Origin of the sequence: Oligoflexus sp. (assembly GCF_035638955.1) — a bacterium.
GTDB lineage: Bacteria > Bdellovibrionota_B > Oligoflexia > Oligoflexales > Oligoflexaceae > Oligoflexus.
The window spans coordinates 1-12,268 of record NZ_DASQYZ010000007.1 but is presented as its reverse complement, the minus strand read 5'-3'; the positions used below and the strand labels follow the sequence as shown (position 1 = coordinate 12,268).

Genomic DNA, 12,268 nt, shown 5'->3' with positions numbered 1-12,268 from the left:
CTCCGGTGGCCCCGCCTACTTTGAAGTGGATGGCGAGCTGCAGCTGGTCGGTGCTGCCTCCACCGGCGCAGAAATTCCCTTCCTGGGTTGCGCAGGCACCAACAGCAACTCGACCGATATTCGTTATTATAAGGATTGGATTCAGAGTGTGAGTCCCTAGGGAAATCTCAGCGTAGCCTGCATGCCCCGTTTGGGGCATGCCCCAGCGAGGCATGCGGCACTTGTCCAAGCTTCACGGCGTAATCAAATCGATCGTCAGCTGATAGACATGCTCGTGGGGGACCGTCAGAGACTCGCGATAGATATCCTGCAGAAGATGCAGGTACTTGATTTTAAGCTCTTTCTTGCGCTCTGGATGCGAAATAAACCACCAGTTATACATAAATTCATCGATATGACGCTGCTTGAGTTTATTGTGGGAAACCTTCAGCCGTCCCTGAATGTTGCGAATACGCTCCGCCGGTGAATTCTCCGGCGGAAACACCGACGACCGGATCACCCGGATACTGTCCCCGTTTCGCTCGATCAGTCCTGATTTTTCCAATGTCTGCAGGATCTCGTCGCAACGCGCCAGGGAAAGGCCGAGGCATTCGCGAATGACAGGAGGCGTTTTCTTGATGGATAGGAACTTCAGAACGATTTCAGCCAAGGGATCACAAAAATAATCATCCAAGGGATCTGGCGGTAAACCGGAAGCATCATAAGTCAGGGGATGGGCGGCTTCCAGACTATGAAGACGCTCGGCCAGCTGCTGTTTGCGGGGCTCCAGCTTGCATCGCTCCCATTCACTCATGAGCTGCAGGTACTGGCGCTGCTCCGGAAGCAAATGCAAGGCCATGCTGATCGCATAGAGCTGGTCGTTATTTAAATGATGCTTGTGATTGATCACCTGAGAGAGATAGGTCCTTTGAATCCGCGTGTGGGTCGCCAGTTTTGAGAAACTGATGTCCTCGCCGGCCTGGACCCGTTTTTCAACTTCGGCCTTGATCCAACGGCGATAGTCCCAGATATCGCTGGCCATCCTCAGTTTCCTTCCATGGCAAAGAGATCCACATTGATAAAATAGACCTCCTCGGGTCGCGGCTCCTGATAATGATCGAGCGCTTCGCTTTGAAATGCGAGGAGCCGCGCTTTGACTTTCTGCACAAATTCCTCATTCGCGCAGAATATAAGCGTGCTGACCAGATCCGTGGGGTCTTCCTCGAAAATTTTTTCAACCGCCTTCAGACGTGAATAGACCGCATTGAATTTGGCCGCGGCATTAATCTTATAGACCATGGTTTCCCCAACGACACGCCTATAGCCTTTTCCCTCGGGCTCGATGATACGAGCCTTAACGAGATGCTCCAGCGTTCGCGCCAGACGGTCCGGATTCACACCCAATTTTTCACCCAGCCGCTGGGGGTTTTTCAGGTTTTTTTCCACTTTCATGTGCTCATCCATGATAGGAGCCAAGGGATCCCCCAGGTAAACATCCATGGGAGAACTTTGCATATCCACCCGATCAAAGGCCAAATATTCCACGAGCCGCAGGTGCCGATCCTGGATTTGCTCGATGGCCTCCTGAAGTTCGTTCCGGCGTTCCGGCAGCTGACAGCGCTGGCACTCGTTGAGCAGCACCAGGTAATCGAGTGCCTCCGGATCCAGCTGAAAATAAAGGCCAATGGCATAGACCTGATCATTGCTAAATTCGTGATCGCCATTCATAACCTGGGACAGAAACGATGAGGTCATTCCCGTGGCCTCAGCCAACTTCATATAGGTATGGCCTTGCATCCATTCACGGATCAATTGGCGGTGATCAACGGACTCATAAATCTTCATGGCTCGCCTTTGGATAAGTCATCCTGCGGTCCAAGAATACTCTCAAGCCAGCTGTTCGTCCACCTTGTCCAGCTGCTGGCACAGGGAGGCACGCATGCGATTTCGGAACCTGAAGATTTGCGACGAGATGGTTCCCTGGGACGTATGAGTCAGATCCGCAATCTCCTGAATCTTGTAACCTTCCTGATAATGGAGTTTAAAGAAGCGCGATTCAGGACGTTCCGCAATATCATCCAGAATTTTTTCAATCAAAGCACACTGGAGGCGACGCCGCCGTCCCTCATCTTCGGCCGGCAGGTTATCAAAGAACTCGGGCTGCAAACCCTTGGCAAAACGCCGACTCCGGCGGAAACTATCAATATGCAGATTGCGGATCACGGTTGTCAGCAATCGCCGATGATCGCCTTCGGGATCGTTTTGCAGAACGCAATGGCAACGTAGAAACGCTTCCTGCAGTATATCCTCGCAATCCTCCGGCTTCACGCCGCGTTTCAAAAGATAGCTGGTCATAAACTTTTGATGTTTGATAAAAGCGTGCGCAAAGCTCCGCCCTGAGCCTCTATTCATGGCCTTCTCCCGATACTCTTGAGTGTGTTGACGGTGGTTCGGCTGGAATCAGCCTGACTGTCCTCAAGGTAGCACTCGGGATTCGGCCCGGAATAGTAGATACTTTTAAGAAGCGCCGGACGATTTTAAGTAAAAGTAACAGGGGGGGTATCATTTTTGGCGCATACCCTTGTAAGCCCCTTCAGAAGCCAAGTCGGGTGACGACAAAGCAGTTGCCATCGCCTGGATTATAAGCCTGAAACGTTATGTATTTATTGGAATCCAGCAGGTCTCTCAGCCAGTGTTCACCACTGGATGAGGAATAATAGGAGTTCGGGCGCTGAGCCGGTGACGCAAAAATCCAAGCCACAGCTCCTGGATTTCGCTGACGAAGACACGGCGGTTCATTCGGTCCAATCGCCCGATCCTGCCACGAGCATTGACCCGGAGCGAGCCCGGCGGGAGTCGAGCCAGGGGCCTTGGTATAATACACGAGAGCGGAATTATCCTGGGTCGATAGCCCCAGAGTCAAGCCACTCGTGCCGCTGCCACCGCCACGACAGGTCAAAGGGTAAGTCTGCTGCGCCTGGGCAGCTCCACCGAACATCAACGAACAAATAACGATCACGTTACGTTTCATAGGTTCACTTCTCCAGAAAGTTCACCTGCTCAACGCCGTGTCTGATTTCTTTTTGCAATTTTTTTTTTTTTTGGGAATCCGTGAGGAAGACCAGAGGCCGAGGTGGCCCCTGGTTTAATACATAGTTTTAGTGGACGGGTCGGCTGAGCATGCGAGGAGCATCAGCAGCGAGTCGAGCGTCGAACGGAGTCCCTGCCTGGCAGGACGGCTCAACCAGGAATGATGCAAAGTTCGTGACACGGCGCGGCATATCATCATTTTTCAAGTGATTGGACATGGCGGCCGAACCAAAGGGCTGGAAAGGCGAGATGTGATAGAAACCATCAATCACAGTTTGATCACTTGAATGACAGCCGTTGCAGGTGTTGATGTTGAACACCCTGGACTTCTGCGCGTCACCAGGAACGGTCCACTGAGGAGTGTTGCCCGTCACGTGTGCCTTGGCACCACGCAGGTTCACTGGAATTTCATAATTATTCTTGATCAGGTTATCGAGCGTCAAACCGCTCACGAATCGGCTCAGCTCTGCGGTATTATTGATCGAGTCTTTCGGGGTCTTCTTCACATCGGCCAGAATCAGACGAGCATTGGCGTCGCCGCCAGCCGGCTGAAGGTTGAATTCGCGCAGTTCCCAAGGATTGCCAAAGGCGATTTCGTTGGTGCGGGCTTGGCTAAGACGGGCTTGAACAAAACCACCTTGATTGCGGTGGGTGAACATACGGGTGATCTGGGCCAGACGCGTGACATAAGCGTCACACGACGAAGCCGTACAAGGCTGTGAGCCCAGCTCGTGCCACAGACGGGCCCAACGGCCGATTTCACTATCGCTGCCGACAGAGACTTTATATTCGAAGATCAACGTGAAAGAACGGGCATTCACGCCAGCGTCCTGGGGACGATCGGTCGAACGATCCAGCAAGGCATAGGTCAGGCGAGCTTCCCCGGCATCACCGCTGACCAAAGGATTCCGCAGATCCATGCGGTTGGTAATCCCGATCAAACGGAACGGGGCGATGCGCAGGTCGAGACCGTTGACGCCGCGTGCCTCAGAAGCCTGTTTCCATTCGGTCAGGACATTGCCGAAATCAGGACGGGGTTGGATGATGTCACCACTGGCAAAGCGGGTTTCGATCTGCCAGTTCTGAACCCAGTTGCGGAAGAAGGCTTCCACCTGGGCCGGGGTTGGATTGCCACCTAGCAATTGCTTGACGGTTTCACCAATATGCCAGGCACCGCCGACTTGAGCTTCGCGACTGGTATAGACCGCGCTATCGCCGATCGCCAGTTCTTTCAAAGCGTTGATGGTTGGTGGCGTACAATCCGGACCGGTGGCTTGAAAAAGTTTATGGAAGCGCGAGCTGAGCTGTTTTTCAGCCTGGGTCGCATTGAAGGATCCATCACGAGCGTCGAAAACGACGCTTTGCTTCAGCTTCTCAAGGGTCACATTCAAAATGCTGGTTTCCTCGTCGATCACTATTTTTTGGGCTTCTGCCGTCTGGATCTTGGTATTCACACCAGCAAGGTCGGTATTGACTTGATTCAAGGACGCCTGAGCTTCAGCCAATTGCTTCTTCAACTCAGCGACGTTGCCACCACCCTGGGCGGCAGCGATCCGAGCTTGCAGATCGGAGACCTGCTGGTCAAAGGCAGCCAGGATGCTTTTCAATTGCGCGATCTGAGCCGGATCCCGAGCCTGCTGCAGCTGCTGCCGAATTTTTTCGCGCTCGCTGAGCGCAAAGTTCAGAGCTGCCTGCAATTCCGCGACGTTTTCACCCGATGGTGTGCCACCGCCCTGATTGATCTGGTTCTGCAAGTTTTGAATTTGCGTTGTCAGAGTCGTGCGTCTTTGATTCAAAGTATCACGGTCGAGCTTCAAGCTCGCGAGTGACGACGTCACACGGTTACGGCTCAAAGTAATATCGGCTTCCAACTCAATTCGAAAGACGTTGAGCTTTTTGCTCGATCTGAGCGTACCGCAGTCCTGAACTCCTTGGGGCGCAGCGACCTGACACTCCCGCTGACGGACGGTATCGCCTTCGATCAAGTAAAGAAAAGTCTTGGCAAGTTTGCCATCCTTATCACTCAAATTGCTGGCAATCGATTGAACGTGGGAGTCCGTTTGCTGATTGTCAGAACACGCCGTCCATAACCCCAGAACACTCAGGAGTAAAGGCAACTTTTTCATGGGCTCAGATCCTCGCAATAAAATGAAGAGCAATTCAGACAAGCTCTTTGCGAGAAAAGTGCCAAGTTTTTTGCATCCATTTTGGACAGGATATGCTGGTAAATCAGGCACAAAGCGGGGTCAAAGACCCCTTTTTAGCTTATTTGGCGCAGAAGAGAACCAAAGATGGGTTTTGGTCTTAGAACATCTTAGTAATGTGGACGATCGAATGGCAAAGGGGTGCGATCGGCGGGGAACTTCATAACAAATGTTGTATGGAGAGCCTCGGGGTCGAGGAAGAATCGACCGCTGTGGCTCTCGACAATACCCTTCGCTATGCTGAGCCCCAGCCCCGAGCCTTTGCCTATCTCTTTGGTTGTAAAAAAGGGCAGCATGATCTTTTCCGACAGCTCGCGAGGGATACCAGGTCCGGAATCCGCCACCCTCAACGTCACCGCGTCCTGGTCCGCGAGGACCTGGATTTCGATCCACTGGTCGGGCGTTGGATGCATCCGACAGGCATCAAAGGCATTATTAAGGAGATGAACCAGAACCTGGGTAATCTGTACGGGACGGCACCAGATGGAGAGATCCTGGGGAAAGGGGCTCACGCGCAGATGATAGCCATGATTGCGAATGCGCGATTCACAGAACATCAGAGCATCATCAATGAGGGTCTGGACCAGGACTTTCTGCAGTTCCGTCTGACCATCCTCACGCGCGAACGCACGAAGCCCCTGAATGATCTTGGTAATGCGCACCGTGGTTTTTTCAATGCTCTGGACGGTTTTTTCCACCACCTCGGCATCGATCACATTGCGGCGAACGTGGAGCCGCAGACAATGGGCCTGGCCCTGGATAATGGCCAAGGGATTATTGATCTCGTGGGCCAAACCTGCAGCCATTTCGCCTAAAATCGCCAGTTTTTCCGCCTGAACGATCTGCATCTTGTGCTGTTCCATCTGGGCCGCGGATCGGCGCTGTTCGGTGACGTCACGAAAAATCCAGATATGGCCATGATAATGTTGATTGTCCACAGTAGGGATATAATCGATCTCCAAGGTATCACCGCCCACCATACGCAGCTCGTGGGCCAGATGCTTGCGACGATTGATCATCAGCGACTCGGCCAGATCCAAAAAGCTTTCGGGATGCATGAAAGCGCTCTGAATAGCATCGATCAAAGAAGGTTTTTTTTCCGATCCACGGTCCAGGGTCAAATCGAGGACAGACGGGAACATGCGGGTGAAAGCTTCATTGGCATAAAGGACGTTTCCATCCTCATCTTCAATCAGAGCCGCAAAATCCATATGATCCAAAAACGTCTGCAAACGGGTCAGTGTTATGCTCAGGGCCGTGGCGGCCATGGATTCTTCCAACTGGATAACGATCTGCGATGCCAGCTGCTTGAGCACAAGAACCTGCTCCGGCGACAGAGTTCGCTCCTCAAAGTCCATGACACAGAGTGTGCCCAGATTATGTCCACGGGAACTCAACAAGGGAGCGCCCGCATAGAAGCAAACTTTAGGTTCGCCCAGGACCAGGGGATTGTCCTGAAACATGGGATCCAGGTGCGCGTTCTGGACGATAAAAACATTCTGTTGCATGATCGCGTGCGTGCAAAATGAAATTTTGCGCGGCGTGCTTGTCAAATGAAGTCCTATGGTCGCCCGAAACCATTGTCGATCACTGTCAATGAGCGAAATAGCAGCGGCTGGCATCCTGCAAATGGTCGAGGCCATGAGCGTGTAGTTGCTATAAGATTTATCGACGACGTTTTCCATGGCCCGCAGCCGCTGGAGTTCCATAAGACGCTGTGGTTCATTGTGTGGACACAAGACGTACGGCACGGCTACTTCTCGATTTTCGTTATTCGTAGGATATCTATAGCAAGTTTTGAGGGGGCGTGGCCAGTGCGCAATCGAGGATTCTCCTTTAACAATTTATACCTATGGCTGTTTGAACAGCCATCGCATTCTATCTTTCAAGTCACTGGGGGGCATGGATTTCCGTTTCCGTTTGCCTCGCCTTGAATGGGGACGCCGTGGAACCCCAAAGGGCCAGCATCACATCCTGATCCGTGACCTCATCAAAGGTTTCGTAAAATTGCGCGACAGCATGAAAGTGTGAGGGCTGATCCAAAATAATCAGCTCATCCACTTCTACTTCCATCTTTCGCGCCGTTTCCGGGGGAGCTACCGGTGCAGCCACAATCAGCCGAGCTGGCCTTTGCGCCCGCAGATCTTTGATGGCAGCAAAGACTGTAGATCCTGTGGCAATGCCATCGTCAACCAGGATGGTGACACGTCCCTCAGGCGAGCCGTTGATCTGATCGAGGCGATAAGCTCGACGCCGTTCGACCATTAATTGAAGCTGTCGGTTCATAGCGTCCTTGAAGACAAGCTCCGGAATGTTATAACCGGCGACGTCCGGATTTTTATAAACAAAACCGCTCTCACTGACTGCACCGATTGCGTACTCCTCATGACCCGGCAGTGAAATCTTGCGAGCCAGGATCACCCCCAGCTCGCCTTGAAGCTCATCGGCAATGATCTTGGCCATGGGCACAGCCCCGCGTGGCAATGCCATAATCAGGGGTCTTTGGCCCTTATAACGTGACAAACAGATGGCCAACTGCTGAGCGGCTGATGTTCGGTTTTTAAAAATCATCTCCCATACTCCTTCACTGGGGAAACCTGGGTAAACTTAGCTAAAGCGGTTGATCAAAGATGAGAGTCAGGGCAGGTTTCCTCTACACGTGCTGACTGATTTCAGCCTGTCTCATGTTCAGAAATTGCGAAAACCATTGCTCGGCAAGCTCAGCAACCCGATCCAAAGCTCCGGGCTCTTCAAACAAGTGCGAGGCTGCGGGCACGATGGAGAGTTTACGTGAGACTTTCTGCATCTTTTGCAGAGCACCCTCATTCAGCGCCAGGACCTGTTGATCACGACCTCCTACGATGAAAAGGGTCGGGGCTTGAACATCTTGCAGGTAATCCGCGGCAAGATCCGGTCGCCCCCCACGTGACACCACAGCCTGAATATGTTCAGGTTCAATCGCAGCAGCTACCAAGGCGGCGGCGGCGCCCGTGCTCGCACCAAAATAGCCAATGCCAAGGGACTTCAAGGTTCATGCTGATTCACCCAGTCCGTAGCAAGCAGTAGCCTTTTTGCTAGAAAACCGATGTTAAAGTGAAGTTTGCTATTCGATCGGTCCAGGTTCTCTTCCTCTTCCGTCAGAAGGTCCAAGAGAAGAGTTGCCAAACTTTTCCTGCGCAAGGATCGCGCGACTTCCTGATTCCTGGGACTCATGCGCCCGCTGCCACTGCCGTCAGCAAACAGAACCAAACCCTTGGCCCCCGGAGGGCACCCTAAAAAACCATGCAGGACCAGGTCATGACTTTCGATTTTCACGGCTTCAACCCGGTCAAAATCCATAGAAACCTCGGAAAAAGGATAATTTCATGTAAGGCCCTCGCTGATGTACAAAATAAAACGCAACTTTGATGCCAAGGCCCGGGACGGGCCTTGGGCGCCTCTTCTACAGATTTCCATGCAAAGCAAATGGGGCTCAAGAGTGGGATTTCGAACCATCGCTTGGTGAATTGGAACAGTGTGGGGCACGATGGATAAATCGTCTGGCATAGTCCATCGCAGCGAGGACACTGATGAGACCGGTCAGATAAATCAGAACATCACGGGTGGCTCCCAAAAGTGGAAGGCTGAAGAGTGTGACCAGTTGAAAAGCAGTGGCCCATTTTCCGAGCGGTGACGGCACCATGTCGCGAAACGCTGAACGTTGACCTCGGAGCAGGAGGACTAAACTCGAAACGGCCACGAAAAGATCACGGAACGCGACCAGCCCAAGCTGAGGGAGTGAGATCAGTTCAGCCCGTACAAACGTTAAAGCCACGGCCATCACGAAAATTTTATCCGCCACCGGATCCATGAGCTGACCAAAAGCGCTGACAACATTCATCCTTCGAGCCAGATATCCATCTAAAAATTCCGACGTCATACCCCACACCAGAGCCGCCATCCACCATGACGAAGGAAGCCAGGGGAACGCGAGACCCAAAAAGAGTCGAGTCATCGTTAAAGTGTTGGGGATCTGCGCGCGAAGACCTTTAACGGATAGCCAGCGCTGATTTCCATTCATACTGTACCTCACATGCGTGAGCATCCTGGATTCCGTTCGATTTTTGTCGAACGTCTTCCTAAATTTATAATGAACAATGTTGGCTTTTCCAGTCCACATCGAACCAACTTCACCGGTTTTGCTCAGTCGTTCTCGTGGCTCGTAATACGGCAGCCGCTTGGGAACAGAATTTCGTGATGCCAGGCCACAGCGTTTGTAGAGACAAAAGACTATAAATTCTTGTGAGACTGGACTGGCTGGCCGGCTGGACAAGGTCCCACTGGGAATGTTCGCAAGACCGCAGTCAGTCGAGTCATTCATTTCGGTGGACACATTCTTCTCAAAAGGCTACTACGTCAACGTTTGCAAGATAGCTTAGGCCTGCAATTTGCAAAGCTGAATTCCTGCTGCGCGGTGAACCAGGTTTTGTTCGCGCCGCAAGAGAGCCACGATTCGTTTGTCTAGCGTTCGTTAATAGAACTGTTCGTTGGAATTTTCAGGAGAAAAAAATGTCGAAGCTTTTGGCCCTTTTGGGACTTATAACCTTTGTCGCAGCTTGCGATAACAAAAAGGATGAGTCAGATCCTTTTCAACCGGCTGCTAACGTCGCTCCCGTGGTCCCCGTCCCCGAGGCGACCGCAACGCCAATTCCAGAGCCAACTCCAACCCCAACAACGGAACCCGTTCCGGTGCCACCAGGGCCACTGCCTACACCCGCTCCGACTCCATTGCCTGAGCCGACACCTGCTCCAACGCCAGGTCCATTGCCCGAGCCTACGCCGGCGCCAACACCGGGTCCAACGCCTGAACCGACTCCAGTGCCTGAGCCAACACCTGTTCCCACACCGGGACCAACACCTGAACCCACTCCTGTTCCTACCCCAGGACCAACACCTGTACCTGAACCGGCTCCTGTTCCGGTCAGCTTGAGTATCAGTGTAGAAGGTCAGCCTGTCGTAGGCGAGCGCCTCAAAGTACGCGCAGTTGCTACGTTCCAGAATCCCGACTCGACCAAGGATGTGGATGCTGAGCTGACCCTTACGCAAAATGATGCTGCAGTGAATCTTTCTGCCGACGATACAGTGATCGCTTCGAAGCACGGTCTGGTCAAGATCGAAGGTACGTTTGAAGGCAAGAAAGCGACCACTGAGGTGCAGTTCCAATATCCTGCTCAGTTCTGGCTGTATCGTGAAGAGAACAATAATCTTCTTTTCAATACACCTTGGGACAAGGACGAAGGCGACGAGATCAAGCGCTCGGCGGAAGGCATGCCGGAGTATGCTGTGGAATGTCTGAAACAAAGCCAAAAGATCCTTGCCGATGCTGAAGCCAAAGGTTCCTTGAAGTGGAATACCCTGGCTACCAACGGTGCCACCGATAAGTTGGTCTACCTCGTCAATGTTGTCAGCAACAAGAACCGCATACAAAGTTTGCGCTCACTGGATCGTGAACCCTACTTCTGGCACTGGACTTCGGAAACCGCACGTCCCTACCTTGCGATGAGCAACTTCAAACGCGGATCGTTTGTTTGGGAAGTCGTGGCCAGTCCGCAAGGCTGCGTCCAGCCCTCGATCAAAGAAGCTCAGCGCTATGTGGACTATGCTGCCAACCGTCTTTCCAAGAAATAAGCGAGGATAAGTCTTTATGAAAGTTACGATGAAACAATCTCTGGTAGCACTGGCACTTTTAACGGTCAGCTGTCAGCAAAATAATACAGACAGTTCAATCAAGGTTACATCGGTCAAGCATACCGAGGTCAAACGTCAGTCGATCGGCAACTGCTGGCTCTACGCTCAGGCCACCTGGCTGGAGTCGCTTCTGAAGGATACGACCGGCGAGGAGGTCAACATCTCCGAAACCTATTGGACCTACTGGGACCTTTATAACAAGCTCCTGGAAAAAGAGCCGGTTCCTGAGAAGGAGCTGAACACCGGTGGTACCTGGACCATGTCCAGCAACATCATTAAGAAATACGGCTGGGTGACCGAAGCCGAATTTATCGATAGCGAAGCCACTGAGCAGATGTCGGAAGCCCAGAAATGCGCGCAAACCTATATCATGGAGCAGGGCAAGGAAGGCGGTACACTGTTCGATGTGAATCTGCGTACCCCGGAATATGTCCGCGCCGAACTCGATAAAGCGTTCAGCTGCGCAGGCAAGTATACGGTTAATATGGATGCTGCCCTCGAGAAGAGCCGCAAGGCCGCTGACACCATGCTGGTGAATATCAAAACCGGCGACCAGCATTCTTTGACCGACATGCTCAATTCCTGGAAACAGGTCAGCGGTCCTGGATCGTATGGCAGCTATGAAGGCAAAAAACTGATTACCGAAGACGAAATCCGTCGTTATCGCGGGCTGGAGCAACGCATCAAGAAAGCCCTGAATGATCATTATCCTGTTGTGATGTCATTCTATGTGACCTTCAATGCGCCCGATAACAAAGGCGTGTTCAACCTGAATACCCTTGCGGAAAAGGGTGATCTGGGCAGCGGCGGCGGACACATGGTTGTGCTCCACGATTATACCGTGGACAAGGTTCCCACGGATGACGGCTTCATTTCCCTGAGCGAAGGCGACCTCGATCCTGAGCTGAAGGAAAAAGCTGTCCTGGGTGAGTTGAATTATCTGGTCGCGAAAAACTCCTGGGGCGGCAACCGCACCGATCGTCCTTGGCTGCGCGATGGTTACAGTCGCTTCACCTGGGATTATCTGCAAAACCGCTACTGGGATGAAGAGAACGAAATCTATCGCTCCTTCTTCCGCGCGGTGGTTCTGCCCGCCGGTTACTAAGGAAATGATGGGGCTGCTTGCAGCAATGTCATTCGGTTAAGAAAGAATCGACGCTTTCTCCTTTTGCAGTCTATTTCGAAAGCCCAAGTTAGGTGTTTTGCGAATTCTGGGAAATTTTCTTGCTGATCTGACTTTTGATTTGACCGACTCAATCAAGTCTAGA

General features: G+C 52.3%; 12 protein-coding genes. 2 read left to right on the top strand and 10 right to left on the bottom strand.

Going from position 1 to position 12,268, the window contains the following annotated elements; genetic code table 11:
* Positions 1 to 232 precede the first annotated feature (232 nt).
* From VE954_RS00470 to VE954_RS00425, 10 genes are all read right to left on the bottom strand, one after another.
* Positions 233 to 1,021 (bottom strand): DUF4423 domain-containing protein, encoded by a 789-nt coding sequence (locus VE954_RS00470; protein ID WP_324948510.1) that lies wholly within the window; start codon positions 1,019 to 1,021, stop codon positions 233 to 235.
* 2 nt (positions 1,022 to 1,023) lie between these two features.
* A complete protein-coding gene (locus tag VE954_RS00465; protein ID WP_324948508.1) occupies positions 1,024 to 1,824 on the bottom strand; it encodes a DUF4423 domain-containing protein in 801 nt (266 codons plus the stop codon).
* A 42-nt stretch (positions 1,825 to 1,866) separates the two neighbouring features.
* Positions 1,867 to 2,391, bottom strand: coding sequence for a sigma-70 family RNA polymerase sigma factor (locus VE954_RS00460; RefSeq protein ID WP_324948507.1), 525 nt, complete (start codon positions 2,389 to 2,391; stop codon positions 1,867 to 1,869).
* A 181-nt stretch (positions 2,392 to 2,572) separates the two neighbouring features.
* Entirely contained in the window at positions 2,573 to 3,010 is a 438-nt protein-coding gene (locus tag VE954_RS00455) for a hypothetical protein (RefSeq protein WP_324948505.1), read from the bottom strand.
* 127 nt (positions 3,011 to 3,137) lie between these two features.
* Positions 3,138 to 5,195, bottom strand: a complete 2,058-nt coding sequence (locus VE954_RS00450) for a hypothetical protein (RefSeq protein WP_324948503.1) — start codon at positions 5,193 to 5,195, stop codon at positions 3,138 to 3,140.
* A 188-nt stretch (positions 5,196 to 5,383) separates the two neighbouring features.
* Entirely contained in the window at positions 5,384 to 7,024 is a 1,641-nt protein-coding gene (locus VE954_RS00445) for an ATP-binding protein (RefSeq protein WP_324948500.1), read from the bottom strand.
* Positions 7,025 to 7,163: 139 nt separating this feature from the next.
* Positions 7,164 to 7,844 carry a phosphoribosyltransferase gene (locus VE954_RS00440; protein ID WP_324948498.1) on the bottom strand — a complete coding sequence of 227 codons (681 nt, stop codon included), beginning with the start codon at positions 7,842 to 7,844 and terminating at the stop codon, positions 7,164 to 7,166.
* A gap of 82 nt (positions 7,845 to 7,926) precedes the next feature.
* Complete coding sequence (locus tag VE954_RS00435; protein ID WP_324948497.1) at positions 7,927 to 8,301, bottom strand: dienelactone hydrolase family protein; 375 nt, start codon at positions 8,299 to 8,301, stop codon at positions 7,927 to 7,929.
* Positions 8,298 to 8,612, bottom strand: coding sequence for a hypothetical protein (locus VE954_RS00430; protein WP_324948495.1), 315 nt, complete (start codon positions 8,610 to 8,612; stop codon positions 8,298 to 8,300). The genes VE954_RS00435 and VE954_RS00430 overlap by 4 nt, the downstream gene beginning before the upstream one ends.
* A 133-nt stretch (positions 8,613 to 8,745) precedes the next feature.
* Positions 8,746 to 9,333 (bottom strand): CDP-alcohol phosphatidyltransferase family protein, encoded by a 588-nt coding sequence (locus tag VE954_RS00425; protein WP_324948493.1) that lies wholly within the window; start codon positions 9,331 to 9,333, stop codon positions 8,746 to 8,748.
* Between the two features lie 488 nt (positions 9,334 to 9,821).
* On the opposite strand from VE954_RS00425, the gene VE954_RS00420 reads away from it, so the two are divergent.
* Both VE954_RS00420 and VE954_RS00415 read left to right on the top strand, forming a co-directional pair.
* Positions 9,822 to 10,940, top strand: coding sequence for a hypothetical protein (locus tag VE954_RS00420; protein WP_324948491.1), 1,119 nt, complete (start codon positions 9,822 to 9,824; stop codon positions 10,938 to 10,940).
* A gap of 16 nt (positions 10,941 to 10,956) precedes the next feature.
* Positions 10,957 to 12,105: a hypothetical protein gene (locus tag VE954_RS00415; RefSeq protein ID WP_324948489.1), complete on the top strand. Its 1,149-nt coding sequence runs from the start codon at positions 10,957 to 10,959 to the stop codon at positions 12,103 to 12,105.
* The last annotated feature ends 163 nt before the right edge of the window (positions 12,106 to 12,268 follow it).